Annotated in this window: 24 protein-coding genes and 1 riboswitch; of the genes, 15 read left to right on the top strand and 9 right to left on the bottom strand. The window is 71.7% G+C overall.

All coding sequences use genetic code 11. The features are described 5' to 3' along the window. Positions 1-59 precede the first annotated feature (59 nt). From FHU40_RS01160 to FHU40_RS01150, 3 genes are read left to right on the top strand one after another with little or no spacing between them, the layout of a single operon-like run. On the top strand, positions 60-470 hold the full coding sequence (locus tag FHU40_RS01160; RefSeq protein WP_183590467.1) for a hypothetical protein: 411 nt from the start codon (positions 60-62) through the stop codon (positions 468-470). Continuing rightward, positions 467-1,087, top strand: coding sequence for a GTP cyclohydrolase I FolE (folE, locus tag FHU40_RS01155; RefSeq protein ID WP_183590466.1), 621 nt, complete (start codon positions 467-469; stop codon positions 1,085-1,087). The genes FHU40_RS01160 and folE overlap by 4 nt, the downstream gene beginning before the upstream one ends. Before the next feature lie 13 nt (positions 1,088-1,100). Further along, a complete protein-coding gene (locus FHU40_RS01150; protein WP_183590465.1) occupies positions 1,101-2,264 on the top strand; it encodes an NAD(P)/FAD-dependent oxidoreductase in 1,164 nt (387 codons plus the stop codon). Positions 2,265-2,418: 154 nt separating this feature from the next. Here the strand turns inward: FHU40_RS01150 and FHU40_RS01145 are convergent, their stop codons facing one another. Continuing rightward, positions 2,419-2,664, bottom strand: coding sequence for a sulfurtransferase TusA family protein (locus tag FHU40_RS01145; RefSeq protein ID WP_183590464.1), 246 nt, complete (start codon positions 2,662-2,664; stop codon positions 2,419-2,421). Then, a complete protein-coding gene (locus FHU40_RS01140; protein ID WP_183590463.1) occupies positions 2,665-3,762 on the bottom strand; it encodes an aminotransferase class V-fold PLP-dependent enzyme in 1,098 nt (365 codons plus the stop codon). A gap of 122 nt (positions 3,763-3,884) precedes the next feature. On the opposite strand from FHU40_RS01140, the gene ctaC reads away from it, so the two are divergent. The 4 genes from ctaC (at position 3,885) to FHU40_RS01120 (ending at position 8,231) form a co-directional block, all read left to right on the top strand. After that, a complete protein-coding gene (gene ctaC / locus FHU40_RS01135; protein ID WP_343057655.1) occupies positions 3,885-4,787 on the top strand; it encodes an aa3-type cytochrome oxidase subunit II in 903 nt (300 codons plus the stop codon). Then, a complete protein-coding gene (gene ctaD, locus FHU40_RS01130) occupies positions 4,784-6,538 on the top strand; it encodes an aa3-type cytochrome oxidase subunit I (protein ID WP_183590462.1) in 1,755 nt (584 codons plus the stop codon). The genes ctaC and ctaD overlap by 4 nt, the downstream gene beginning before the upstream one ends. Then, positions 6,538-6,936, top strand: coding sequence for a cytochrome c oxidase subunit 4 (locus tag FHU40_RS01125; protein ID WP_183590461.1), 399 nt, complete (start codon positions 6,538-6,540; stop codon positions 6,934-6,936). The genes ctaD and FHU40_RS01125 overlap by 1 nt, the downstream gene beginning before the upstream one ends. An 86-nt stretch (positions 6,937-7,022) precedes the next feature. Then, complete coding sequence (locus FHU40_RS01120; protein WP_183590460.1) at positions 7,023-8,231, top strand: L,D-transpeptidase; 1,209 nt, start codon at positions 7,023-7,025, stop codon at positions 8,229-8,231. A 435-nt stretch (positions 8,232-8,666) separates the two neighbouring features. On the opposite strand, the gene qcrB is transcribed toward FHU40_RS01120, so the two are convergent. Genes qcrB through ctaE form a run of 4 tightly spaced genes read right to left on the bottom strand, consistent with a single transcriptional unit; the run spans position 8,667 to position 13,057 of the window. Next, positions 8,667-10,415 carry a cytochrome bc1 complex cytochrome b subunit gene (qcrB, locus tag FHU40_RS01115; protein WP_183590459.1) on the bottom strand — a complete coding sequence of 583 codons (1,749 nt, stop codon included), beginning with the start codon at positions 10,413-10,415 and terminating at the stop codon, positions 8,667-8,669. 2 nt (positions 10,416-10,417) lie between these two features. Then, the gene (gene qcrA / locus FHU40_RS01110; RefSeq protein WP_183590458.1) at positions 10,418-11,500 is read right to left on the bottom strand and encodes a cytochrome bc1 complex Rieske iron-sulfur subunit; all 1,083 of its coding nucleotides are present in this window, start codon (positions 11,498-11,500) and stop codon (positions 10,418-10,420) included. Next, a complete protein-coding gene (gene qcrC / locus FHU40_RS01105; protein WP_183590457.1) occupies positions 11,497-12,375 on the bottom strand; it encodes a cytochrome bc1 complex diheme cytochrome c subunit in 879 nt (292 codons plus the stop codon). The genes qcrA and qcrC overlap by 4 nt, the downstream gene beginning before the upstream one ends. A 34-nt stretch (positions 12,376-12,409) precedes the next feature. Beyond that, on the bottom strand, positions 12,410-13,057 hold the full coding sequence (gene ctaE, locus FHU40_RS01100) for an aa3-type cytochrome oxidase subunit III (RefSeq protein WP_183590456.1): 648 nt from the start codon (positions 13,055-13,057) through the stop codon (positions 12,410-12,412). A 65-nt stretch (positions 13,058-13,122) separates the two neighbouring features. Here ctaE and FHU40_RS01095 point away from each other — a divergent pair, with 65 nt between their 5' ends. From FHU40_RS01095 to trpD, 3 genes are read left to right on the top strand one after another with little or no spacing between them, the layout of a single operon-like run. Beyond that, the gene (locus tag FHU40_RS01095) at positions 13,123-14,172 is read left to right on the top strand and encodes a cytochrome c oxidase assembly protein (protein WP_183590455.1); all 1,050 of its coding nucleotides are present in this window, start codon (positions 13,123-13,125) and stop codon (positions 14,170-14,172) included. Positions 14,173-14,206: 34 nt separating this feature from the next. Further along, positions 14,207-14,602, top strand: a complete 396-nt coding sequence (locus FHU40_RS01090) for an Rv3143 family two-component system response regulator (RefSeq protein ID WP_183592131.1) — start codon at positions 14,207-14,209, stop codon at positions 14,600-14,602. After that, positions 14,599-15,621, top strand: coding sequence for an anthranilate phosphoribosyltransferase (trpD, locus tag FHU40_RS01085; RefSeq protein WP_183590454.1), 1,023 nt, complete (start codon positions 14,599-14,601; stop codon positions 15,619-15,621). The genes FHU40_RS01090 and trpD overlap by 4 nt, the downstream gene beginning before the upstream one ends. A 24-nt stretch (positions 15,622-15,645) precedes the next feature. Here trpD and FHU40_RS01080 read toward each other — a convergent pair whose 3' ends face one another. Together FHU40_RS01080 and FHU40_RS01075 are read right to left on the bottom strand one after the other, a co-directional pair. Further along, the gene (locus FHU40_RS01080; RefSeq protein ID WP_183590453.1) at positions 15,646-15,924 is read right to left on the bottom strand and encodes an Lrp/AsnC family transcriptional regulator; all 279 of its coding nucleotides are present in this window, start codon (positions 15,922-15,924) and stop codon (positions 15,646-15,648) included. 28 nt (positions 15,925-15,952) lie between these two features. After that, on the bottom strand, positions 15,953-17,767 hold the full coding sequence (locus FHU40_RS01075) for a DEDD exonuclease domain-containing protein (protein ID WP_183590452.1): 1,815 nt from the start codon (positions 17,765-17,767) through the stop codon (positions 15,953-15,955). A 101-nt stretch (positions 17,768-17,868) separates the two neighbouring features. On the opposite strand from FHU40_RS01075, the gene FHU40_RS01070 reads away from it, so the two are divergent. The 5 genes from FHU40_RS01070 to FHU40_RS01050 all read left to right on the top strand — a co-directional run bounded on the left by FHU40_RS01070 (position 17,869) and on the right by FHU40_RS01050 (position 23,393). Beyond that, positions 17,869-19,137 carry an NYN domain-containing protein gene (locus FHU40_RS01070; RefSeq protein ID WP_183590451.1) on the top strand — a complete coding sequence of 423 codons (1,269 nt, stop codon included), beginning with the start codon at positions 17,869-17,871 and terminating at the stop codon, positions 19,135-19,137. 66 nt (positions 19,138-19,203) lie between these two features. Continuing rightward, the gene (locus FHU40_RS01065) at positions 19,204-19,410 is read left to right on the top strand and encodes a hypothetical protein (protein ID WP_183590450.1); all 207 of its coding nucleotides are present in this window, start codon (positions 19,204-19,206) and stop codon (positions 19,408-19,410) included. 233 nt (positions 19,411-19,643) lie between these two features. After that, positions 19,644-19,830, top strand: a riboswitch (cyclic di-AMP (ydaO/yuaA leader). 13 nt (positions 19,831-19,843) lie between these two features. After that, positions 19,844-20,827 (top strand): C40 family peptidase, encoded by a 984-nt coding sequence (locus tag FHU40_RS01060; RefSeq protein ID WP_183590449.1) that lies wholly within the window; start codon positions 19,844-19,846, stop codon positions 20,825-20,827. Between the two features lie 50 nt (positions 20,828-20,877). Beyond that, entirely contained in the window at positions 20,878-22,149 is a 1,272-nt protein-coding gene (locus tag FHU40_RS01055; RefSeq protein WP_183590448.1) for a hypothetical protein, read from the top strand. After that, on the top strand, positions 22,146-23,393 hold the full coding sequence (locus tag FHU40_RS01050; protein ID WP_183590447.1) for a M48 family metallopeptidase: 1,248 nt from the start codon (positions 22,146-22,148) through the stop codon (positions 23,391-23,393). Before FHU40_RS01055 ends, FHU40_RS01050 begins: the two co-directional genes overlap by 4 nt. Before the next feature lie 16 nt (positions 23,394-23,409). Here the strand turns inward: FHU40_RS01050 and FHU40_RS01045 are convergent, their stop codons facing one another. Beyond that, on the bottom strand, positions 23,410-25,209 hold the full coding sequence (locus FHU40_RS01045) for an AMP-binding protein (RefSeq protein WP_183590446.1): 1,800 nt from the start codon (positions 25,207-25,209) through the stop codon (positions 23,410-23,412). Positions 25,210-25,215: the final 6 nt, after the last annotated feature.

Genomic DNA, 25,215 nt, shown 5'->3' with positions numbered 1-25,215 from the left:
CGCAATGGTGCCACGGATTCTAACGTGCAACTAGTTCAGTTTTAGAAACCGGAGGAGCCATGACCACGCTGCACCACCGGCCGTCCGTGATGACGGCGAACCACACCGACCAGGCCTACCTGCTGCTGCGCTCCGCGTTCGTCGTGGCGCCGATCCTGTTCGGGCTCGACAAGTTCCTCGGCGTCCTCACCGACGACTGGGAGGCCTACCTCGCGACCTGGGTCAACGACCTGATCCCCGGCGACGCCCACGACGCGATGCTGATGATCGGCGTCGTCGAGATCGTCGCCGGCCTGGTCGTGCTCGTCACGCCGCGCTGGGGCGGGCTGCTGGTCGCCGCCTGGCTGGCCGGCATCATCGTCAACCTGGTCAGCACGGGGGAGTACTACGACATCGCGCTGCGCGACTTCGGCCTGCTGCTCGCCGCCCTGGCCCTCAGCCTGCTGGCCATGGACCGGTCCCGGGCATGACCCAGGCCGCCCAGGACCTCGCTCGTTGGCGGGTCGAGCATCACCCCAGGGTCGACGTCCACGCCGCGGAGGCGGCCGCCGTCGACCTGCTCCGGTCGCTCGGCCTGGACCTCGCCGACGAGTCGCTCGCCGCGACACCGGGCCGGATGGCCCGCGCCCTGGCCGAGATGCTCAGCCCGACCGCCTTCGAGATGACGACGTTCCCCAACGACGAGGGGTACGACGAGCTGGTGCTGGTGCGCGACCTGCCGGTGCGGTCCATGTGCGAGCACCACATGCTCCCGTTCGTCGGCGTCGCGCATGTCGGCTACCTCCCCGGCGACCGGATCGTCGGCCTCTCCAAGCTGGGCCGCGTGGTCGACCACCACGCCCGCGGCGTGCAGACTCAGGAGCGACTCACCCAACGGGTCGCGCGACACTTGGAGGAGGCTCTCGCGCCGTCCGGCGTCGGTGTCGTCATCGAGGCCGAGCACCTCTGCATGACGCTGCGGGGCGTCCGGGCGCCGGGAGCCACGACGGTGACGTCCGCCCTGCTCGGCCGGCTCCGCGAGGAGCCGGCGAGTCGTGCGGAGTTCCTCGCGCTCACCCGCACCCGACCGACAGCACCAGATCGATAGAGAGGTTGATCCCATGACGATGGTCGTGATCGGCGCCGGACTGGCGGGCAACGCCGCCGCGGAGGAGCTGCGCGAGCAGGGGTACGACGGCGACGTCGTGCTGCTCGGCGCCGAGCAGCATCTGCCCTACGATCGGCCGCCGCTGTCCAAGGACGTGCTGCTGGGCCACGAGGACGTCGAGGCCACCGGTCTGCGCGACGCCGACTGGTACACCGAGCGCGCGATCGACGTCCGCACCGGCACGGCCGCGAGCGCGGTCGACCTCGAGCGCCGGGTGGTCGTGACGCCGGGCGGCGAGATCGCCTTCGACAAGCTGCTGCTGGCCACCGGCTCCGAGCCGCGCCGGCTGCCGGTGACGGGCGCGCCGGCGGCGTACCTGCGCACCCGCGACGACTCGGCCGCGCTGCGCGCCGCGCTGCTCGAGAAGCCGCGGCTGACCGTGGTCGGCGGCGGCTGGATCGGCCTCGAGGTCGCGGCCGCGGCCCGGGCCGCCGGGTGCGACGTCACGCTGATCGAGCCGCAGGCGCAGCCGCTGCTCGGCGTGCTGGGGGAGCGGCTCGGATCGGCCTTCGCCGACCTGCACCGCCAGCACGGCGTCGACCTGCGGCTGGGCACCTCCTTCGACGGCGCCAGTCCGGTGCCGGCCGACCTGGTGCTGGTGGCGGTCGGTGCCGCGCCCCGGCTGGATCTGGCGGTCGCGGCCGGACTCGACGTCGACGGCGGTGTGCTCGTCGACGCCACCCTGCGCACCTCCCACCCCGACGTCTACGCCGCCGGCGACATCGCGGCCCACGACCACCCGACCCTCGGCCGGCTGCGGGTCGAGCACTGGGACAACGCGATCGAGCAGGGCCGGGCGGCCGCCCGCTCGATGCTGGGCGCGGACGCGCCCTACGACCGGGTGCCCTACTTCTTCACCGACCAGTACGACCTCGGGGTCGAGTACGTCGGGCGGGTGCCGCGCGAGCACCTCGACAGCGTCGTCGTGCGTGGCGACCTGGCGGCCCGGCAGGCCGTGGTGCTCTGGCATGACGCCGGCCGGGTCCTGGGCGGGATGCACCTCAACGAGTGGGACAGCATCGACCACCTGCGCGCGTTGGTCGGCCGGACCGTCGACGTGGCGCGCCTGGAGGACACCGGTGTCGGGATCGCCGGGCTGGCGGAGTCGGTCAGCTGAGATGAGCAGGCCCGGGGGGTCGTGCCGGCAAGCGGCGTTCGGCGCCGCGCCGGCAAGGCGCCGGTGCGAGGGCATACCGGGTGTCTGTCGAGCGCTGGCAACGAAGCCGGCGTGGATGCCGAGCGTCGCGCAGCGTGCGAGCCCTCGGGCCTGGTCATCGCAGCCGGCGTACGAGGTAGCGCGGCGTCCCGTCGGGCGCGGCGTCCTCGCCGACGTACTCCTGGCCGCGCATCCGGCACCAGGCCGGCACGTCGGTACGGGCGGCCACATCGGTCGCCACCACGCCGATCAGCCCGCCGACCGGCACCTCGGCGTACCTCTTGCCGAGGTGGATGACCGGCACCGGGCAGAGCATCCCGCGGCAGTCGAGCTCGAGGTCGACCGTGGTCGGTCCGGCCATCTAGAGCCCCACCTGGGCGCGGAGGTCGCGCACCACCTCGGGCAGCGCGGCCAGGAAGCCGTCGACGTCCTCCTCGGTGGTGTCGCGGGTGAGCGAGACCCGCACGTTGCCGTGGGTGAGCACGCCCATCGCCTCGAGCACCCGGCTCGGGGTGAGCGTCGAGGCCGTGCAGGCCGACCCGCTGGCCACGCCGTACCCGCGCTTGTCGAGCTCGGTCACCAACGCCTCGCCGTCGACGTAGAGGCAGGAGAACGTGACCAGGTGGGGGAGCCGCTCGACGGGGTCGCCGACCACCTCGACGTCGGGGATCAGCGCCGCGGCCTCGCGGATCCGCTCGACGAGCGCGAACTGGCGCGCGTTGACCTCCTCGCGCTTCTCGACGACCGCGCGCAGGGCGGCGGCAGCGGCGAGCGCCGCCGGCACGTTCTCGAAGCCGCAGGTCCGCTCGTCGATCCGGTCGTCACCGGGGAAGGGGTTCACCCAGCGCGTGCCCTTGCGGACGACGAGGACGCCGACGCCGGCGGGGCCGCCCCACTTGTGGGCCGAGCCCGCGAGCGCCGCCCAGCCGCCGGGCAGGGGGAGCCGGCCCATCGACGCGCAGGCGTCGACGAAGAGGGGGGCGGCGGTGTGCAGGTTCGCGACCGGCTGCAGGGTGCCGACCTCGTGGTTGGCGCTCTGGACGGCGACCACGCCGGCGTCTGCCGGCACCGCCGCCGGGTCGACCCGCCCCAGCCGGTCGACCGGGATCTCGCGGGCGGCGCCGGCCCACGTCGCGGCATGGACGACGGACGAGTGCTCGACGGCCGTGTGCGCCACCGACGCGTGCCCGACCGCGCCGGTGCGGCGCAGCCCCAGGAGGCCGCGATGCACGGCGTCGGTGCCCGACGGGGTGAAGGTGACCTCGTCGGCGCGCACGCCGAGGCACTCCGCGACGACGGCGCGCGCGTTGTCCAGCAGCAGACGGGCATCGCGCCCCGGGCCGTGCAGCCGGCGGGGGTCGGCGTACCCCCGCTCGTAGGCGGCCGACAGCGTCTCGCGGGCGGCCGGGTGGAGCGGCTCCGACGATGCCGAGTCCAGGTACGCCGCGGCTTTTCTCACACTCGCAACCTACCGGCACCCCACCGGATCATTGAGGGGGCGATTCCGCTAGTGTTCGGCGTATCCGTGATCGATGAGAGAGAGGCTCGTTCGTGGGTCTGCAACTCCCCAGGCGCTCGGCCGTGAAGCCGGCGACAATCCGTCGCTCGGCCGTGCTGATCGCAATGGGCATCACTGTCCTGGTGCTCGGCGGCTGCTCCTCTGAGACGACCGATGAGTGGAAGCGCGCGGCGATGCCGGCGCCGATCTCCAACCAGGGCGAGCGCATCCTCGGCCTCTGGCAGGGTGCCTGGATCGCCGCGATGATCACCGGCGTCATCGTGTGGGGCCTGATCTTCTACGTGATCATCCGTTACCGCCGTCGCAGCGACGACGAGATCCCGGTGCAGACGCGCTACAACCTGCCGCTGGAGATCTTCTACACGATCGCTCCGGTCATCATGGTGATCGTGTTCTTCGCCCACACGGTGAAGACCCAGAACTACGTGCTCGACGACGACCTGCCGGTCGACAACACGATCGAGGTCGTCGGTCAGCAGTGGTCGTGGACCTTCAACTACGGCCTCGGTGAGATGGACGCGTCGGCCAACGACGACCCGGCCGACGACAACTTCCCGTACCAGTCCTACGTCCACGGCGGCGGCACCGGCTCGCAGATCCCCGACCTGTACCTCCCGGTCGACCAGACCACGCGCTTCAACCTGCACTCGCCCGACGTGATCCACGACCTGGGCGTCCCCGCGTTCCTGATGAAGATGGACGTCATCCCGGGCCGGGTGAACCACTACGAGGTCACCCCCACCGTGATCGGCACGTACAAGGGCAAGTGCTTCGAGCTCTGCGGCGCCTACCACTCGCGGATGCTCTTCAACGTGCACGTCGTCAGCCAGGAGGACTACCAGGCCTACCTGCAGCAGCTGGAGGACGCCGGCGCGACGTCCGACCTGCCGCTGCTCGGCGGCGACTACGCCAGCACCCAGACCGGACTCGAGTCCGGTGACGAGTCCGAGGAGGGCGCGGAGTGACTACGACATCCGCACAGCCGACCAGCGCCATTCCGGCGCCCCGCAGGCCGCTTGGCGAGCAGGTGGCGCGGATCCTCACGACCACCGACCACAAGCTGATCGGCAAGCTCTACCTGGTCACCTCGTTCGCGTGGTTCCTGATCGGTGGCCTGATGGCCATGCTGATCCGCTCCGAGCTGGCCTACCCGGGCATGCAGGTCGTCAACGACGAGCTCTACAACCAGCTGTTCACCATGCACGGCACGATCATGCTGCTGCTGTTCGCGACCCCGCTGTTCTTCGGGTTCGCCAACGTGATCATGCCGCTGCAGATCGGCTCGCCCGACGTCGCGTTCCCGCGGCTGAACATGTTCAGCTACTGGCTGTTCCTCTTCGGCGGCATCATCGCGGCGTCCGGCTTCCTCACCCCGCAGGGTGCGGCCGACTTCGGCTGGTTCGCCTACACGCCGCTCTCCGACGCGGTCCGCTCGCCGGGTGTCGGCGGTGACCTGTGGATCATGGGTCTGTGGATGGCCGGTCTCGGCACCATCCTCGGCGCGGTTAACTTCATCACCACGATCATCTGCATGCGCGCGCCCGGCATGACGATGTTCCGGATGCCGATCTTCGTGTGGAACACGCTGGTCACCAGCCTGCTCGCGCTGATCGTCTTCCCGGTGCTCGGTGGCGCGCTGCTCTCGCTCGAGGCCGACCGCCAGCTCGGCGCCCACGTGTTCGACACCGCGCACGGCGGCGCGATCCTGTGGCAGCACCTCTTCTGGTTCTTCGGCCATCCCGAGGTCTACATCATCGCCCTGCCGTTCTTCGGCATCGTGACCGAGATCCTGCCGGTCTTCAGCCGCAAGCCGGTCTTCGGCTACATCGGCCTGGTCGGCGCGACGCTCGGCATCGCGATCCTCTCGGTCGCGGTGTGGGCGCACCACATGTTCGTCACCGGCGCCGTGGACCTGCCGTTCTTCTCCGGCATGACCTTCCTGATCGCCGTACCGACCGGAGTGAAGTTCTTCAACTGGATCGGCACTATGTGGGGCGGGTCGGTCTCGTTCGACACGCCCATGCTGTGGTCGATCGGCTTCCTCACGACGTTCCTCTTCGGTGGCCTGACCGGCGTCATCCTGGCCAGCCCGCCGCTGGACTTCCACGTCTCCGACTCCTACTTCGTCGTGGCGCACTTCCACTACGTCGTGTTCGGCACCGTGGTGTTCGCGATGTTCGCGGGCTTCTACTTCTGGTGGCCCAAGATGACCGGCCGGATGCTCGACGAGCGCCTCGGCAAGGTGCACTTCTGGCTGCTGTTCGTCGGCTTCCACGGGACCTTCCTGATCCAGCACTGGCTGGGCGTCGAGGGCATGCCGCGTCGGTACGCCGACTACCTGCCCGACGACGGCTTCACCACGCTCAACCAGATCTCGACGGTCTTCGCGTTCCTGCTGGGCGCCTCGACCCTGCCGTTCCTCTACAACGTCTACGTCTCGCGCCGGGCTCCGCTGGTCGAGGTCGACGACCCGTGGGGTTGGGGCCGGTCGCTCGAGTGGGCGACCAGCTGCCCGCCGCCGCGGCACAACTTCGTCACCATCCCGCGGATCCGCTCGGAGTCCCCGGCCTTCGACCTGCACCACCCGGAGGTCGCCGCGATGGAGCTCGAGGACAACGAGATGGCGCGGGTCGGCGGACCGGCCGACGCGCCTGACATGGAGGGCCGCGAGGAGATGCTGCGCGACCGCAACGACAACCCGGAGGGCGACGCCTGATGAAGTCCGAGGCTTGGATCTTCGCGATCGTCACGATCTTCTTCGCCCTCGTCACCCCGGCCTACTGGTTCATCGCCGGTGACTGGACGGGCACGTCCGCGCTCACCATGACCACGCTCCTGGCCGTGATGGTGACCTTCTACCTCGGCTTCCACGCGAAGCGGATGGACCCGCGTCCCGAGGACCGCAAGGACGGCGAGATCGCCGACGGCGCCGGCGAGCTCGGCTTCTTCCCGCCGTACTCCTGGTGGCCGCTGTGGTGCGGCCTGACGCTCAGCGTGTGCGTCTTCGGCATCGCCGCGGGCGCCTGGTGGCTGTTCATCATCGGCCTGGTGCTCGGTGCCCTGGCCGTGAGCGGCTGGATCTTCGAGTACTACCGGGGTGTCCACGCTCACTGAGCCCACCCGGCCGCGTCGAATCGGCGCGTGTGGCTTCGGCAGTTACCCTGGACGACGTTCGTAGGCCGTCTGTTTCGGGGGAGACCATGTCCGTGAGTCGCACGCGCCTGACCGGTGCCGTGGCGCTGCTGTTGCTCGCGAGTGGCGGGCTGTCGGCCTGCAACACCGACGACGTCCCGGGCGCCTCTGCGGTCGCGGGCGGCGACACGTCGGCCGCGGAGCCGACGCCCGACGCCACGCCCTTCCGGGTCACCTCGAGCGTCCAGCGGGGCGCGAGCGACGTGCCCGTCGACACCGAGCTCACGGTGACCGCCTCGAGCGGCACGATCAGCTCGGTCCAGGCGACCTCGCCGGCGGGCGACGTCGCAGGGAAGGTCTCGTCCGACGGCACCTCGTGGCGGGCGACCGCGCGGCTCGAGCCCGGCACGACGTACGTCGTGAAGGCCTCGGGGCAGAGCGCGGCCGGCGACCAGGCCACCCGCCGGCTCAGCTTCTCGACCCAGAGCCTCACCCTCGACGAGCAGACCTACGCCTCTGTGGCGCCGCTCGACGGCGAGACGGTGGGCGTCGGCATGCCGGTGATCGTCAGGTTCGACCTTCCGGTCACCGACCGGGCGGCGTTCGAGAAGCACATGACGGTGACCTCCACGCCCGCGCAGCCGGGCACGTGGCACTGGCTCAGCGACAACGAGGCGCACTGGCGCCCGAAGAAGTACTGGCGGGCCGGCACCGACGTGCACGTCGACGTCGACGTGAACAGCGTGCCCGCCGGCAACGGCATCTACGGCCAGGAGAGCCGCCAGCTCGACTTCCACGTCGGCGACGCGCACATCTACCGGGTCGACGCGCGCACCCACCAGATGAAGGTCTTCAGCAACGGCAAGCTGCTGCGGACCATCCCGATCACCACCGGGAAGCAGCCGGACTTCACGACCCGCTCGGGCGTGAAGGTGATCATGGAGAAGTTCGAGTCCAAGGACATGAACTCCGAGACGGTCGGTATCACGGGCGCCGAGGCCTACAACATCGCCGGCGTGAAGTGGGCGATGCGGGTCACCAACTCCGGCGAGTTCATCCACGCCGCGCCGTGGTCGGTCGGCTCCCAGGGCTACGCCAACGTCTCCCACGGCTGCACCGGCATGAGCACCGAGAACGCCGCCTGGCTCTACGCCATGTCCCGCCGCGGCGACGTCGTCGACTACACCGGCACCGATCGCCCGATGACCCTCGACAACGGCTACGGCGACTGGAACGAGTCGTTCCGGGAGTACCGGCAGGGCTCCGCGCTGGCCTGAGCGGGTCTGCGGGCGGTTGGCGTGAGCAACGTCGTTCCGGTGCGGCGCGCTGCGGGCGCTTCATCAAGGGATGAGGGTGGAGCGACGGTTCCCTCGGTGTGCTCACCCGGGGGAGCGCGGCCTCGCCCTCATCCCTTGATGGCGTCACCAGGGAGCGAGGTCGCGACCTGCGCGTCGAGAGCGGCGGTTGGCGCAGGAGCAACGTCGTCCCGGTGCGGCGCGCTGCGGGCGCGCTTCATCAAGGGATGAGGGTGGAGCGACGGTTCCCTCGGTGTGCTCACCCGGGGGAGCGCGGCCTCGCCCTCATCCCTTGATGAAGCCGCGACGGCTGAGGCCAGCCAGAGCGAGACCAACACCCTGGTCGGCACAGCCTGAAATGAGCGAGGCCGCCCACTCCGCTGGGGAGTGGGCGGCCTCGTACGGCGCAGGGCCGGGTCAGTGCCGGAGCGACTCGTCGTCGACCAGGTGGTGACCGTCGAACTGGTGGCCGTCGGCGGCGCGGCCGTCCAACGGCTCCTGGAGCTCGTGCTCGTGCTCGGAGTGGTGGTGACCCTCCTCCAGCTCGGCTTGGCTCGGCTTCTGCACGTTGTCGGTGTACCACAGCGTGCGGAGCCGGTGGCGGAGCGCCGCGATCCGGCCCTCGCCGGGAGCCGGCAGGCCGTTGGCGTCCGCGGCGTCGACCTCGAAGCCGTCGACGACCGGGTCGCGGTCGCGAGCGGTGAGCGTGTAGGCCTTCGAGTCCGGCAGCGGCAGGTGGCGCTCGGAGTAGCCGCCCTCGGCCGACCGCATGATGATGCCGGTCTCGTAGCCGTGCAGGAGGGTCTCGTTGTCCTTGCGCTGCAGCGAGATGCACCAGCGGCGGGTGATGATGAACGCCAGGATCGGGCCGACGAACACCGCGCCGCGCAGGAAGTACGTGATCTCGTTGATCGACGCGTGCAGCTTGATGGCGAGGATGTCGTTGCCGCCGGCCGCCCAGAAGAGGCCGTACATCGTCATCAGCGCGACCATCAGGGCGGTGCGGGTCGGGGCGTTGCGCGGCCGCTGGAGCAGGTGGTGCTCGCGCTTGTCACCGGTGATCCACGCCTCCAGGAACGGCAGGAGCAGCAGGATCACGAACATCAGCATCGGCAGCACCAGGATCGGGAGCATGACGTTCCAGGAGATCGTGATGCCCCAGAACTCGCTCTCGATGCCGGGCATGATCCGCAGCGCGCCGTCCGGCCAGCCCATGTACCAGTCCGGCTGGGAGCCGGCGGTCACCTTGGACGGGTCGTACGGTCCGAGCTTCCACACCGCGTTGATCGACAGCAGGCTGGCGAGCAGCGCGGTCACGCCGAACACGATGAAGAAGAAGCCACCGGCCTTGGCGGCGTACACCGGGAGCATCGGGTAGCCCACGACGTTCTTCTCGGTGCGGCCGGGACCAGGCCACTGCGTGTGCTTGTGGTAGACGAGCAGCAGCATGTGCGCCGCGATCAGCGCGAGCAGCAGGCCGGGGAGCAGCAGCACGTGGACGACGTACAGGCGCGGGATGATCGACTCACCCGGGAACTCGCCGCCGAAGAGGAAGAACGACATGTAGGTGCCGACCACGGGGGTGGCCTTGATGAAGCCGTCCGCGGCCCGGACGCCGGTGCCCGAGAGCAGGTCGTCGGGGAGCGAGTAGCCGGTGAAGCCCTCGAGCGTGCCCAGGATCAGCAGCAGGCAGCCGATCACCCAGTTGAGCTCACGCGGCTTGCGGTGCGCACCGGTGAAGAAGACGCGCAGCAGGTGGATCATCATCGACGCGACGAAGAGCATCGCCGCCCAGTGGTGCATCTGGCGCATCAGCAGGCCGCCACGCACGTCGAAGGAGATCCGCAGCGTCGAGGCGAACGCCTCGGACATGTGGACGCCGCGCAGCTGCTCGTAGGTGCCGTTGTACTGCACCTCGCCCATGCTCGGGGTGAACCAGAGCGTCAGGAAGACGCCGGTGAGCAGCAGGACGACGAAGCTCCAGAGCGCGATCTCGCCGAGCATGAAGGACCAGTGGTCCGGGAAGACCTTGCGCAGGTTCTTCTTGGCGAGGCCGGCGAGGCCGAGGCGCTCGTCGGCCCAGGTGGCGACGGCACCGATGCGCTTGGGCTTGCTCGCTGTCGCAGCGGTCGTCGTGTTGCTGCTGGCGACCTTGCTGGTGTCCATGATCAGCCACGCTCCCAGTAGCTCGGTCCCACGGGTTCGGTGAAGTCGCTCTGCGCCACCAGGTAGCCCTCGCTGTCGACGGCCAGCGGCAGCTGCGGCAGCGGCCGCGCGGCCGGGCCGAAGACCACCTTGGCGGAGTCGGCCAGGTCGAAGGTGGACTGGTGACAGGGGCAGAGCAGGTGGTGGGTGGTGCGCTCGTACAGCGAGATCGGGCAGCCGACGTGGGTGCAGATCTTCGAGTAGCAGAGGATGCCGTCGACGGACCAGTTCTCCCGGCCCTTGCCCGGGATGATCTCGTCGGGCTCCATGCGCACGACGACGACGGCGCCCTTGGACTTGCCGACCTGGAGGGCGAGGCCCTCCAGCGGCTCGCCGTCCCACGGGCTCTTGAACAGGCCCTCGGGCTCGGCGTTCACCAGGTCGCCGATCTGGAGGTCGCCCGGCTTGATCGGGGTGCCGACCACGTCGCGGACGACGCGCATGCCCTGCTCCCAGATGGTGTGCTCGAGGCCGGCGCCGGGGTACGGCTGGGCCTTGGTCACCTGAGCGTTGGTCGGGCCGAGGTCGCGCAGGAACACGATCGCGGGCACGCCGAGCAGGCCGACCGCGCCGAGCAGCGAGTTGCGCACCAGCGGGCGCCGGCCGATGCCGGACTCGGCGAGACCGGTGCTGAGCGCCTCGAGGGTCGCCGCGCGGTCCTCGTCGGAGGACGCCGCCGGGTGGCGGTACTCGACGATCTCCTGGTCGGCCATCAGCTTGCGGGCCCACTGGATCACGCCGAAGCCGAGGAACAGCAGGGCGCCGGCCAGGCAGAGGCCGAGGGTGAGGTTCTGGGCGCCGAGGTTGCCGACGGTGTCGTTGACGTCGACGGTGAAGTACGCGACGACCAGCAGCACGGTGCAGATCGCCGACAGCCCGAACAGCGTGGCGACCTGGCGCTCCGCGCGCTTCTCGGCCTTCGGGTCGACGTCGGTCGGCCGCCACTGGTGCTCGGGGAGGCCGGGGTTGGCGTAGAGGTCGTCGCGCTCGGGAAGATTCTCGTCCACGGGCTCGTCGTGGCCCCCGTCGTGGGACGGAGTGCTCATGCCGCGTCCACCTTCTTCTTGTTCGAACGGGTCGTGTGGGCGGCGATCCAGACCGCGGCGCCGACACACAGGCCGATGCCGAACAGCCAGGCCGCCATGCCCTCCGGCACGGGTCCGAGGCCGCCGAGGCCGAACCCGCCGTACTCGGGCATGTCCCGCAGCGAGTAGAGGTACGCGATGACGTCGCGCTTCTCCTCGGGGGAGAGGTTGCCGTTGGTGAAGTTCGGCATGTTCTGCGGGCCGGTGAGCAGCGCCTGGTAGATGTTCTTGGCGCTGGTCTCGTGCAGTGCCGGCGCGTAGCCGCCGCGCGGCATGGCGCCGCCGGAGCCCTGGAAGTTGTGGCAGGCGGTGCAGTTGGTCAGGAAGATCTGGCCACCGCGCGCGATCGCGGCCTGACGCTCCTCGTCGCTGAGGCCCTCGATGCTGTAGTCGGACTCGTCCGGGATGGCCGGGCCGGGGCCGAGAGAGGCGACGTACGCCGACAGCGCGGCGATCTCGTCGTCGTCGAACGCCTCGGGCTTGCTCGGCACCTGCGCGCCGGGCTGCGCCATCGGCATCCGGCCGGTGCTGAGCTGGAAGTCGGCGGCAGCGGCGCCGACGCCGACGAGCGACGGGCCGAGCTGGTTGCCGTTCTCGGTGCTCACGCCCTCGCCGTTCTGGCCGTGGCAGAAGGAGCAGCTCACGAGGAACAGCGCCCGGCCCTTCGCGACGAGCTCCTCGTTGGAGGCGGTCTGGTCGGCCTGGGCGGTCGTGTTGGCGACGGCGGTGAAGATGCCGCCGGTCAGCAGCAGGCCGGCGAGGATGACGAGCAGGCCCGCCAGGGGGCTACGGCGGTGCCGCGAGAGTCGACCTGCGGATCGATTCAGGAGACGCACATCTTGTCCTTGCGTTGGGTAGGTCTACTCGGGGCTACTGGACGAGGTAGATGGTGGCGAAGAGCCCGATCCACACGACGTCGACGAAGTGCCAGTAGTAGGACACGACGATGGCGCTCACCGCCTGCTCGTGGGTGAACTTCCGGGCGACGTAGGTGCGGCCGAGCACGAAGAGGAAGGCGATGAGACCGCCGGTCACGTGGATGCCGTGGAAGCCGGTGGTCAGGTAGAACATCGTGCCGTAGGCCGAGTCCTGGATCGTGATGCCCTCGCGCACCAGCTCGGCGTACTCCGTGGCCTGGCCGCCGATGAAGATCGCACCCATGACGTAGGTCAGGATGAACCACTCGCGCAGGCCCCAGCCCTTGACGTTCCAGACCGAGCCGGTGCGGCCGACCTGGCCGCGCTCGGCGGCGAAGACGCCCAGTTGGCAGGTCAGCGACGACAGCACGAGGATCGTGGTGTTGACCGTGGCGAACGGCACGTTGAGGTGCTGGGTGTTCTGGGCCCACAGGTCCGGGCTCACCGCCCGGATCGTGAAGTACGACGCGAACAGCGCCGCGAAGAACATCAGCTCACTCGAGAGCCAGATGATCGTGCCGACCGAGACCATGCTCGGACGGTCATGATGCCCGTGCAGACGGGAAGCCGGAATCGCAGTTGCTGTCGCCACGGTGGCCATTATGGCGTGACCGCTCGGGGAGGGCACCCCGGCCCCCCGCGTTTCGTCGTCATAAAGTTCACAACGTGCTCATCCCCGCTGTCGGCACCGTCCTGGACGCCGGTGTCGACCTCCCTCGTTTCACCTTCGGCACCGTGCTCACGGGGTGGTCGTTGCAGCCGGTCGCCTTCGTGCTGACCGTCTGGGTGGCCGGTCTCTACATCTGGGGAGTGGTCACGCTGCACCGCCGCGGCGACCGCTGGCCCGTCGGCCGGACGGTCGCCTTCGTGCCCGTCGGGATGGGGCTCTTCTACTTCGCCACGGCGTCCGGTCTGGGGGCGTACGACGAGACGCTGATCAGCGTGCACATGGTCCAGCACATGGTCCTGTCGATGCTGGTGCCGCTCTCCCTCGCGCTCGGCGCCCCGGTCACCCTGGCGCTGCGCACGCTGCCGGCCCGGCCCCGGCGCTGGCTGCTCGTCGTACTCCACTCGCGCGTCGCGAAGGTGCTGTCCTTCCCGCCGCTGACGTTCGTGCTCTACGTGACCTCGCCCTGGTCGCTCTACTTCACCGGCTGGTACCCCGCGACGCTGGACTCGACGTACCTCCACGAGACGATGCACCTGCACCTGGTGCTCGTGGGCTGCCTCTTCTTCTGGCCCCTGGTCGGCGTCGACCCGGTGCCCGGCAAGGTGGCCTACCCGTTCCGGATGCTGCTGATCGTGATGACGCTGCCGTTCCACGCCTTCCTCGGGATCACGATCATGCAGGAGGAGGAGGTGCTCGGCGGCGACCACTACGCCTCCCTGCACGACGGGCCGATGGGCGCCTGGCTGCCCGACCCGCTCGACGACCAGCACCTCGCCGGCGGCATCCTCTGGGGCTCCGGTGACCTGATCGCGGTGGCGTTCTTCGGCGTCCTGTTCGTGCAGTGGGTGCGCCAGTCGCTGAAGGAGGCCGAGCGCGAGGACCGGAGGCTGGACCGGCTCGAGGCGCGGGAGCGTGCGGCGTCCGCATCCGGGTCCCCGCCCGAGGTCGGACCCCAGACCGGACCCCAGACCGGACCCCAGACCGGACCCCAGACCGCGCCGCAGGTCACACCCTCGGCCGCACCTCCCACCGAGACCGACCGGTAGAGTCGCGAACGTGAACGACGCGACCTCTCGGACCATGCCCCTGCGGGTGCTGGTCTACAGCGATGACGTGAACACCCGCCAGCAGGTGATCCTGGCCCTCGGCCGACGCCCGCACCCGGAGCTGCCCGAGCTCGAGTACGTCGAGGTGGCGACCGAGCCGGTCGTGATCCAGAACATGGACGCCGGTGGCATCGACCTCGTGATCCTCGACGGCGAGGCCGTGCCGGCGGGCGGGATGGGCATCGCCAAGCAGCTCAAGGACGAGATCTACCAGTGCCCGCCGGTGCTGGTGCTCACCGGTCGCCCGCAGGACGCGTGGCTGGCCACCTGGTCGCGGGCCGAGGCCGCCGTGCCGCACCCGCTCGACCCGATCCAGCTCGCGGAGACCGTCGTGTCGCTGCTGAGCTCGCGCGTGCCCGCCGGCACGTGACCAGCTGGCCCGAGGTCCTCGGCGCGCTGGTCGCCGGCACCGACCTCAGCGCGGAGCAGACCGCCTGGGCGATGCACGAGATGCTCTCGGGCGAGGCCACGCCCGTGCAGGTCGCCGGCTTCGCGGTGGCGCTGCGCGCCAAGGGGGAGACGATCGACGAGGTGCTCGGCCTCGTCGAGGCGATGTACGCCGTCGCCACCCCGCTGTCGGTCCCGGGTCGCCTGCTCGACGTCGTGGGCACCGGGGGCGACCGCTCGATGTCGGTGAACATCTCGACGATGTCCGCCATCGTCGCGGCCGGCGCCGGCGCTCGCGTGGTCAAGCACGGCAATCGCTCGGCCTCCTCGCAGTCGGGCTCCGCCGATGTGCTCGAGCAGCTCGGCATCCGTCTCGACCTGCCGCCCGAGCGGGTGGCGTCGGTGGCCGAGCAGGCGGGCATCACCTTCTGCTTCGCGGCCACCTTCCACCCGGCCATGCGGCACGCCGCGGTGGCGCGGCGCGAGCTGGGCATCGGTACGACGTTCAACCTGCTCGGCCCGCTGACGAACCCGGCCCGGGCCGGTGCCCAGGCGATCGGCTGCGCCGACGCGCGGCTGGCGCCGGTGATGGCGGGCGTGTTCGCCGGCCGCGGCGTCGACGCGTGGGTCTTCCGCGGCGACGACGGGCTCGACGAGCTGACGACCACCACGACCTCCCGGGTGTGGCGCGTGCACGAGGGTGCGGTCACCGAGTCCGTGGTCGACCCGGCCGAGCTCGGTATCGCCCGGGGCACCACCGAGGCGCTGCGCGGCGGCGACGCCGCTCACAACGCCGACGTCGTGCGCCGGCTGCTCGGCGGGGAGACCGGCGCCGTACGCGACGCCGTGCTGCTCAACGCCGGCGCGGCGCTGGCCGTGTACGACGACCCCGCGGCCGAACCCGCCGACGCGCTGGCGGCCGGCATCGACAAGGCCCGCGACGCGATCGACTCCGGTGCCGCGAAGGCCACCCTCGAGCGCTGGATCGCCGCGTCCGCCTGAGGGTTGAATCGGGACTTCCGACCCTCAGTCGAGGCCGAGGGAGAACGCCGACTCGAGGTCGTGGCGCGAGTAGGTGCGGAACGCGATGTGGGTCTCGGTGGCGTTGACCCCGGGCACCTTGTTGAGACGGTCGGCGACCACGGCCGCGATGTCGTCGTGGTCGCGCACCCGCACCAGCGCGATCAGGTCGATCTGACCGGTGACCGAGTAGACCTCGCTCACGCCGTCGAGCGCGGCGATGGCCTCGGCCACCTCCGGGATGCGGGCGACGTCGGCCTTCACGAAGACGATGGCGGTGATCACGGGACGGACACTACTCGGCCCCGTGAGCTCAGCGGGCCGGCCGGTGCACCGGGGCGAGCCCGCGGCGGTCGGCGAACGGAACCAGCGAGAGCCGGGACTGGTTGACCGCGTCGTGCACCGCGAGGTGCCGGGTGGCGCCGGCGACCGGGCAGGTCCACTCGCCGTCGACGTCGACCAGGCGGATGCCGGGCGACTCCAGCCAGCGCAGCACCTTCTCGGTCTCCTCCGCGGACGCCGCCGGCACCGGGCCCGGGCCGGGGCGGACCGTCTCGGCCGACTGCCGCAGCGTCGTGACGAACGCGTGGGCGTCGGCCCCGGGCGGGATCACCCCGGCCGCGGCCAGCCGGCCGTGGCGGACCACGTGGACCGCCCACCGGCCGTCGTCCTCGTGCCGCGCGGCGACCACCTCGGGGCAGCGGGTGAGCGCGGCGAGCCGCTGGGTGCGGGCGGCCGCGCGCACGAACGCCGCGAGCCGGTCGCGGTGCACCCCGGCCTCCTCGAAGCGCTCGTCGTCGGCGAGGGCGGCCATCCGCGCGTTGATCGCCTCGACCACCTCGTCGGGACGGCGCAGCAGGGTGTCGCGCAGCTGGCGCACGACCGCGGCGTACGTCGCGGCGTCGACGCTGCCGTCGCAGGGGGACAGGCAGCGGTCCATCTCGGCCAGCACGCAGGGGGTCCGCCCGCCCGCGGGGCCGCCGGGGTCGCGGGCGATCCGGTCGGAGCACTGCCGGATCGGGAACGTGTCGTGGAGCGCGGCCAGGCACTTCTCCGCGGTCTTCTTCGACGAGAACGGGCCGAGGTAGTCGGCGTCGTCGTCGAGCACCCGTCGCACCAGCGACAGCCGCGGCCAGGGCTCGCGGGTCAGCTTGATGAAGTGGACCTTCTCGGGGAACCGGGAGCGCCGGTTGTAGCGGGGCTTGTGCTCCGCGATCAGGCGCAGCTCGCGGACCTCGGCCTCCAGCGCCGTCGCGCACTCGATGCCGTCGACGACGGTCGCGATGCCGACCATCTCGCCGATCCGCGACCGGGTCTCCGAGGCGGTGAAGTAGGAGCGCACCCGGGTGCGCAGGTCGCGCGAGGTGCCGACGTAGAGCACGCGCGCCCGGTCGTCGCGGAAGAGGTAGACGCCCGGGGCATGGGGGAGCGCCTCCGCGAGGTGCCGCTTGCGGCGCTGCGCCGTGGAGACCCGGGAGGAGAAGGTCTGCAGCTCCTCGAGGGTGTGCACGCCCAGCCCGCCGAGGCGCTCCATCAGCCCGTGCAGCACGTCGACGGTCGCCCGCGCGTCCTGGAGCGCCCGGTGGTTGGGGGTGGTCGCGGACCCGAACGCCTTCGCGAGCGAGGAGAGCTTGCAGTTGGGCGCGTCGTCGCGGGTGATCACCCGCCGGGCCAGGCGGGCGGTGTCGAGCACCTCGAACGTCGGCCACGGGCGGCCCTGCTGCTCGGCGAAGTAGCGCAGGAACCCGACGTCGAACGGCGCGTTGTGGGCGACCAGCACGCAGCCGGCCGCGAACTCGAGGAACGCCGGGAGCGCCGACTCGATCGGCGGCGCGTCGGAGACCATGCCGTTGGTGATGCCGGTCAGCACCGCGATGAAGGCCGGGATCTCGGCGCGGGGGTTGACCAGGGTCTGGAACTCGCCGAGCAGCTCGCCGCCGCGCACCTTGACCGCCCCGATCTCGGTGATCATCGAGCCGCCCTCCGCGGAGCCGCCGGTGGTCTCGAGGTCGACGACGCAGAACGTGATGTCGCGCAGCGGGCGGCCCAGCTCGTCGAAACTGCGTTGCGACTCCCAGGTGGAGGTCGCACGCTGAACGCCGCTGTGCACGCGGGGTTCTTGGGCCATGTGCTCGACGCTAGATCCGACCACCGACATTCCTGGGACGACGCGCGGTCGGGTGCGACGCGCGGTCTATGGTGACCACACGTTCAGGGAGAGGAGCGCCGATGACTGTCCCTGACCCGCACGCGCTGGCCGGGCTCCCCGAGCCGGTCCGCGCCCGCGTCGTCGCGCAGACCGCCGAGGTGCTGCCCGACGTGCCGTCGCTGCCCGCTGCCGTACGCCGGGTGGCGTCGTTCGCCCCGGCCCGGCGCGCCCGTCTGGGCGCGAGTGCGATCACCGAGGCGCTCGCCGACGACGAGCTGCGCGAGCGGGTCGGGATCCAGGTGGCCGCGCGCCCGGAGCCCGACGACGGCGACGCCGCGGTGGCCGCCCGGATCTGGCTGGTCCGGCCCGACGGGTGGGAGGAGCAGCTCGCCGAGCGGGTCGAGAGGATCGTGGCGGCCGCGCCCGAGCCGGATCCGCGCGCCCGCGAGCTCGAGCGGCTGCGCGGCCGGCTGGCCGAGGCCGAGCAGGCCGTGCGCGACCTGCGCGAGGAGCAGCGGGTCCGGGCCGAGGAGCACAAGGCGGAGCACACCTCGCTGCGGCGCAGGATCGGGGAGGCGCGGGCGGCTGAGCGGGAGGCCCGTGCCCGCGCCGAGCGGGCGGAGGAGGAGCTGGCCGCCGCTCAGGGCGACGTCGAGCGCCGGGTCGCGGCGCTGGAGAAGGAGAACCGCCGGCTCCGCGCCGAGGGGGAGCGCCGCGACGCGGAGGAGGCGCAGGCGCGTCGTACCGCCCGGTCCGACCGCGACGAGGTGACGCTGCGGGCCCGGCTGCTGCTCGACACGGTCATCGACGCGGCCTCCGGGCTGCGCCGCGAGCTGGCGCTGCGGACGGTCGAGGGCGTGCCGGCCGACCGGGTGGAGGCCGAGGTCGCGGCGTCGGGGGCGCGGACGACGAGCGCGGCCGGGGCGCTCGGCGCCGAGAGTCCCGCGCTCCTCGAGCAGCTGCTCGCGATGCCGAGGTCGCGGCTGATCGTCGACGGGTACAACGTCAGCAAGCGGGCCTGGCCGAGCTCGTCGCTGGAGGCCCAGCGCAACCGGCTCGCCGGCGGGCTCGCGGCGCTGGTGGCCCGTACCGGCGCGGAGACCACGCTGGTCTTCGACGCGGCCGAGACCGACCACCGACCGCCGGTGGTCGCCCCGCGCGGGGTCCGCGTGCTCTACAGCCCGCGCGGCGTGATCGCCGACGACGTCGTGCGCGATCTGGTCGCCGTGGAGCCGGCCGGCCGGGTGGTCGTCGTGGTCACCGCCGACCGGGCGGTCGCCGACGACGTGGCCCGCTCCGGCGCCCGGGTGGTCGACCCCGACGCGCTGCTGGGGCTGCTCGCCCGCTGACCGCCGCGACGCGCCTCCCGGACGGTGTCCGGGGGACTGTCGGTGGTCCCTGGCACCGTGCCTCTCATGAGCACGAGAATCGACTGCGACACCTGCGAGGTCCGCGGGTTGCACTGCCACGACTGCGTGGTCACCGTCCTGCTCGGTCCGCCGCCCGAGCTCACCTTCGACGACGACGAGTGCCGCGCGCTCGACGTCCTGGCCGAGAGCGGGCTGGTGCCGCCGCTGCGGCTGGTCCGATCCGTCGACACGCCGCACATGGAGTCGGCGTGAGACGGCCCACCCACGACGCTGCGAGACGGGGGTGGGGCTGATGTGACGCATGTGACTTCTGGGGCGGATGCTGTGGAAAACCGGGGATCCACGGCGGGTCAGCCGCAAGGTCAATGCAAAATTCCGGCGTGTTGCCGGTGGAAGGTTTGGCGACCGCGGTCCGGCATGACTAACCTCAGTCGCTCAGGTGGCCGGGGACGTGGATCACTCGGATCCGCGCGGCCACCGCGCTGAATCCGGATGCGCCGACCTGTCGGAGCACCCGGAGCCGGGGAACCATCGGTGGCGGGTCCGCCCGCCGCCCGGGGTGAATCACCGGAAGGGTGACGGGACGCGTGCGTGCCGGGACCGGACCGGTGTAGGGCAAATGTCGTGCCCGAATCCGTCAGCTCACCCGGTAGGCGTACGACGTACCGAAGGAGACCGCCCGCTCGTGCAGAAGAGCCGGAAGCGACTCGCCACCATCGTCTCGGGTTGCGCCATGATCGCCTGCGTCGGCTTCATGCCGTCCAGCCCCGCGCAGGCGGAGCCCGACATCGACGACGTCCAGGCCCGCGTCGACAAGCTCTACCACGAGGCGGAGCAGGCCCAGGAGCGCTACCACGACGCCCAGCTCGAGCTGAAGGACCTCCAGCGCGACCTGACCTCGCTGAAGGCCGACCAGGCCCGCCAGGACGACGCGTTCGAGGACGTCCGCTCCCAGGTGCAGGACTCGATCGTGCGCCAGTACGAGGGCGAGAGCCTCTCGAACGTCGGCCAGGTCGTGGTCTCCGACGACCCCCAGTCCTTCCTCGCGCAGCTGTCGACGATGTCGGCCTTCAACGACCTGCAGTCGCAGCTGTTCGACAAGTACGCCACCGAGGCCGAGGCGCTCGGCATCCGCCAGCAGGCGACCGAGCGGCGCGCCACCGAGGTCGCCGCGCTCGAGAAGCAGCTGGGCGAGGAGAAGGCGACCGTCGACAAGAAGCTCGAGGAGGCCGAGAGCCTTCTCGACGACCTCAAGGCCAAGGAGCGCGAGGAGATCCTCTCGCGCGGCGTCGCGCGGATCCCCTCCGACGTGCCCGCCTCCGGCCGCGCCTCCGCGGCGATCGCCTACGCGATGGCCCAGGTCGGCGACGCCTACGTCTACGGCGCCGCCGGGCCCAACGCCTTCGACTGCTCCGGTCTTACGATGATGGCCTGGGCCCAGGCCGGCGTCGCGCTGCCGCACTCGTCGAGCGCCCAGTACGGCTCCGGGCCGCACATCGCGATGAGCGACCTCCAGCCCGGCGACCTGGTCTTCTACTACAGCCCGATCAGCCACGTCGGCATGTACATCGGCAACGGCATGATCGTGCACGCCGCCAACCCCGGCACCGGTGTCGTGGTCTCCTCGGTGTCCTCGATGCCGTACGTCGGCGCCGTCCGGCCCGGCTGATCGCCCGATCTCTCGCCCCGGGCCTTGGCGCCTGACGGCACAATGCGGGGGTGAGCACGACCCCCGACCAGCCCCGAGAGGCCGGCCGCCCACGTTGGTGGGTGGCCGGCCTCTCGCTGTGCGTGCTGGTCGCGGCGGCGCTGGTCGGCTGGGCGGTCGTCCGCGACGACACCTACGTCGCGCCGACGCCGCGGGCGGTGCGCCCGAGCGTCGCGCCGGCGGGGGCCGGCACCACGCTCGCGGCGTTCGAGCGCGCCGTGCGGCAGCGCGACCCGGACGCCGCCCGCGGGCTCGCGCCGGGCGGGGACGACAGCGCCGGTGGCCTGCTGGCGGCGCTGGCGGCGAACGGCGAGGCGCTGCGGGTCACCGACTTCACGCTGCGCTACGTCGACGACGACGGCGCGCCGACCGCCGACGGAGCGTGGACGGCGGCGGTCGACGCGACGTGGCGCTTCCGCGGCTTCGACACGGTCTCGGCCCGCGCCGAGATCACGGCGCACCTGGTCGACGAGGGGGACCGGGTCGCGCTGGCCGGCTTCGGCGGCGGCGACCGGGTCTCCCCGGTCTGGCTCGCGGGCCCGGTCGACGTGCGGCGTACGTCGTCGACCCTCGTGCTGGTCGCGGACTCCGTGGCGGGCGCCGACCGCTACGCCGCTCGTGCCGAGGCCGCCGTGCCGGCCGTTCGTGCCGTGCTGCCGACCTGGCGCCGGGGGCTGGTGGTCGAAGTGCCGGCCTCGGCGCAGGGGCTCGAGCAGGCGCTCGGCGCCGACGCGGGCAGCTACGACCAGATCGCCGCCGTGACCGCCGCGGCCGACGGCTCCGCGGCCCCGCGGTCGGCGGTGCACGTCTTCGCCAACCCCGAGATCTTCGGCGGGCTGCGGCGCACCGGCGCGCAGGTCGTGATGAGCCACGAGGCCACCCATGTCGCGACCGGCGCGTGGGACAGCCGGGCCCCGCTCTGGCTGCTGGAGGGCTTCGCCGACTACGTCGCGCTGCGCGACGTCGCCCTGCCCGTCGAGCGCTCCGCGGCCCAGATCATCGCCGCCGTACGCCGGTCCGGCCCGCCGCGGGCGCTGCCCGACGCGGCCGCGTTCGGGGCCCACACGCCCCGGCTCGGCGCGACGTACGAGAGCGCCTGGCTGGCCTGCCGGCTGATCGCCGAGAATGCGGGGGAGGCCGCGCTGGTGAGGCTCTACCGCGCCGTCGACCGCGGCCGGAGCGTCGGACCGGCGCTGGCGGCGGCCACCGGCCTGAGCGTCGCCGACCTGACCGGGCGCTGGCGCGACTACCTCGCGACCCTGGCCGACGCGGGGGCGGCATGAGCAGCCCCGACCGGCGGGTCGCGCTGGTCGTCACGCTCGTCGGTGGCGCCGCGTTCGTGGTGCTCGCCGCCCTGCTGGTGCCGTGGCAGCCGGTGCCGGGCGGCACGCCCGCCCCGGTCGCCGTGTCGTCGGTCTTCACCCCCGAGCAGCTCGCGCGCGGCGAGGAGTACGCCCGCTGGTCGCGGGTGCTGAGCTGGAGCTCGCTCGCGGTGTCGCTGGTGGTCTCGTGTGTGCTCGGCTTCAGCCGGTGGGGACAGCGCCTGGTCGGGCGGCTGCCCGGCTGGTGGTGGGTGCGGGTGGTGCTGGCCGTCGCGGTGGTCGTGCTGGTGGGCCGGGTCTGCACGCTGCCCTTCTCGGTGGCGCTGCGCCGGCGGGCGCTCGACCACGGGCTGAGCAACCAGGCGTGGAGCGGGTTCGCCGCCGACGTCGCCCGCACCGAGATCGTGCAGATCGTGGCGCTGTCGCTGCTGCTGCTGGTGCTGGTCGGGTGTGCCCGACTCTGGCCGCGGGTCTGGCCGGCGGTGGCCGGCGGGCTGCTCGCCGTGCTCGTGCTGGCCGGGTCGTTCGTCTACCCGGTGCTGGTCGAGCCGCTGTTCAACGAGTTCCGGCCGCTGGAGGCGGGGTCGCTGCGCACCGACATCCTGGCGCTCGCCGACCGGGAGGGGGTGTCCGTCGACGACGTGCTCGTGGCCGACGCCTCGCGGCGTACGACCACGCTGAACGCCTACGTGTCCGGCTTCGGCAGCACCCGACGGGTGGTTCTCTACGACAACCTGGTCGACGACGTCCCACGGGCGCAGGTGCTGTCGGTCGTCGCCCACGAGCTGGCGCACGCCAAGCATGACGACGTGCTCACCGGGTCGCTGCTGGGCGCGGCGGGCGCGGTGTTCGGGGTGGGTCTGCTGGCCCTCGTGGTGGGAGGGCTGTCCCGGCGCGGGCGGCCGTCGATGCCGGAGCCGGCCGTGGTGCCGTTGGTGCTCGCGCTGCTGGCGATCGGCACCTTCCTGGCCTCGCCGGTGCAGAACACCATCAGCCGGCAGATCGAGACCCGCGCCGACGTGGACGCGCTCGAGGTGACCCGCGACCCGGGGGCGTTCGAGGCCGTGCAGCGCCAGCTCGCGCTGCGCTCCCTGGCCGACCCGACCCCGCCGGCGCTCTCGCAGTTCTGGTTCGGCTCGCACCCCACCGGCCTGACCCGGATCGCGATCGCCCAGCAGCTCGCCGAGCGCGGCTTCGACGACTGACCCGGTTGGTGCGGGGTCAGCCGACGTAGAGCGCCGCGACGTCGTCCTTGAACTCGCGCATCACGACGTTGCGCTTGAGCTTGAGGCTCGGCGTCAGCTGGCCGCCCTCCTCGGTCCACTCGTCGACGAGGATCGTGAACTTGCGGATCGACTCGGCCTTGGAGACGGCCTTGTTGGCGTCGTCGACGGCCGCCTGGATCTCGGCCTGCAGGTCGGGGTCGTCGACGAGCTCGGCGATGTTGTTGCGCTTGCCGTGCTGCTCGGCCCACAGCGGGATCGCCTCGCGGTCGAGGGTGACCAGCGCCGCGATGAACGGCTGGCCGTCGCCGACGACGATGCACTGGTCGACGAGCAGGTGGCCGCGCAGGCGGTCCTCGAGCACGGCGGGGGCGACGTTCTTGCCGCCCGCGGTCACCAGGATCTCCTTCTTGCGGCCGGTGATCCGCACGAAGCCCTCGTCGTCGACCTCGCCGAGGTCGCCGGTGTGGAACCAGCCGTCGGACTCCAGCACCTCGGCCGTCGCCTCGTCGTTGTGCCAGTAGCCGGCCATCACCTGGCCGCCGCGGAACAGCAGCTCGCCGTCGTCGGCGACTCGGACGGCGGTGCCGGGGAGCGGCCGGCCGACGGTGCCGATCTTCGTGGCGTCGGGGAGGTTCGCGGTGAGCGCCGCGGTGGTCTCGGTCAGGCCGTAGCCCTCGAGCACCACGAGGCCGATGCCGCGGTAGAAGTGGCCGAGGCGTTCGCCGAGCGGGGCGCCGCCGGACACGGCGTACAGGCACCGGCCGCCCAGCGCGGCGCGCAGCTTGCCGTAGACGAGCTTGTCGAAGACGGCGTGCTTGGCGCGGACCGCGAACGGGATCTTGCCGCGCTCGATGCCGCGGGAGTAGGCGATCGCGGTCTCGGCGGCGGCGTCGAAGATCTTGCCGCGGCCGTCGGCGGTGGCACGCTGCGAGGCGGTGTTGAAGACCTTCTCGAAGACCCGGGGGACCGCGAGGATGAACGTCGGGCGGAACTCCGCCAGGTCGGGCAGCAGCTGCTTGATGTCGGCGGTGTGGCCCATCCGGGTGCGCGACTTCACGCAGCCGATCTGGATGATCCGCGCGAACACGTGGGCCAGCGGCAGGAAGAGCAGCGTGGCGCCGTCGTCCTCGTGGAAGAGCCGCTCGAGCTCGTCGACCGCGACGCCCAGCTCGAACATGAAGTTGCCGTGGGTGAGCATGCAGCCCTTGGGGCGGCCGGTCGTGCCCGAGGTGTAGATCAGGGTCGCGAGGTCGAGGGGCGTCGCCGTCGTACGCCGCTTCTCGAGCTCCTCGTCGGAGATGTCGCCGCCGAGCCGGGTCAGCGCGTCGACCGCGTTGTCGGTGATCGACCAGACGTGGTTGAGCTGGTCGAGCTCGGCGCGCGACTCGGCCACGCGGGCGAGGTGGCCGGAGGTCTCGGCGATGACCGCGCGGGCGCCGGAGTCGCCGAGGATCCATCGGATCTGCTCGGCCGAGGAGGTCTCGTAGATCGGCACGGTGACGGCGCCCGCGAACCAGATGGCGTAGTCGAGCAGCGTCCACTCGTAGCGCGTCTTGGAGATCAGCGCGATCCGGTCGCCGACCTCGATGCCGGCGGCGATCAGGCCCTTGGCCACCGCGCCGACCTCGGCGAGGAAGGCGGCCGCGGTCACGTCGACCCACGGGCTCTCGGGGCCGCCGGCGCGCCGGCTGAACATCACCGTCGAAGCGGCCTCGCGCGCGTTGGTCACCACGTCGTCGGTGAGATTGCCGGTGGTCGGGATCTCGGTCGTCAGCGGGGTCGAGAACTCACGCACCGGCTG

This window comes from Nocardioides soli (genome assembly GCF_014191495.1).
In the GTDB taxonomy this organism is placed as follows: domain Bacteria; phylum Actinomycetota; class Actinomycetes; order Propionibacteriales; family Nocardioidaceae; genus Nocardioides; species Nocardioides soli.
This window is presented reverse-complemented; position numbering and strand designations above follow the sequence as displayed.

Bases quoted from the DNA above. Each gene is read 5' to 3' on its own strand.
- FHU40_RS01150 (WP_183590465.1), top strand. From the start codon at position 1,101: ATGACGATGGTCGTGATCGGCGCCGGACTGGCGGGCAACGCCGCCGCG.
- ctaE (WP_183590456.1), bottom strand. From the start codon at position 13,057: ATGGCCACCGTGGCGACAGCAACTGCGATTCCGGCTTCCCGTCTGCAC.
- FHU40_RS01070 (WP_183590451.1), top strand. From the start codon at position 17,869: ATGACTGTCCCTGACCCGCACGCGCTGGCCGGGCTCCCCGAGCCGGTC.
- qcrB (WP_183590459.1), bottom strand. From the start codon at position 10,415: ATGGACACCAGCAAGGTCGCCAGCAGCAACACGACGACCGCTGCGACA.
- FHU40_RS01160 (WP_183590467.1), top strand. From the start codon at position 60: ATGACCACGCTGCACCACCGGCCGTCCGTGATGACGGCGAACCACACC.
- FHU40_RS01145 (WP_183590464.1), bottom strand. From the start codon at position 2,664: ATGGCCGGACCGACCACGGTCGACCTCGAGCTCGACTGCCGCGGGATG.
- folE (WP_183590466.1), top strand. From the start codon at position 467: ATGACCCAGGCCGCCCAGGACCTCGCTCGTTGGCGGGTCGAGCATCAC.
- FHU40_RS01120 (WP_183590460.1), top strand. From the start codon at position 7,023: ATGTCCGTGAGTCGCACGCGCCTGACCGGTGCCGTGGCGCTGCTGTTG.
- FHU40_RS01125 (WP_183590461.1), top strand. From the start codon at position 6,538: ATGAAGTCCGAGGCTTGGATCTTCGCGATCGTCACGATCTTCTTCGCC.
- FHU40_RS01075 (WP_183590452.1), bottom strand. From the start codon at position 17,767: ATGGCCCAAGAACCCCGCGTGCACAGCGGCGTTCAGCGTGCGACCTCC.
- qcrA (WP_183590458.1), bottom strand. From the start codon at position 11,500: ATGAGCACTCCGTCCCACGACGGGGGCCACGACGAGCCCGTGGACGAG.
- FHU40_RS01090 (WP_183592131.1), top strand. From the start codon at position 14,207: ATGCCCCTGCGGGTGCTGGTCTACAGCGATGACGTGAACACCCGCCAG.
- FHU40_RS01065 (WP_183590450.1), top strand. From the start codon at position 19,204: ATGAGCACGAGAATCGACTGCGACACCTGCGAGGTCCGCGGGTTGCAC.
- FHU40_RS01050 (WP_183590447.1), top strand. From the start codon at position 22,146: ATGAGCAGCCCCGACCGGCGGGTCGCGCTGGTCGTCACGCTCGTCGGT.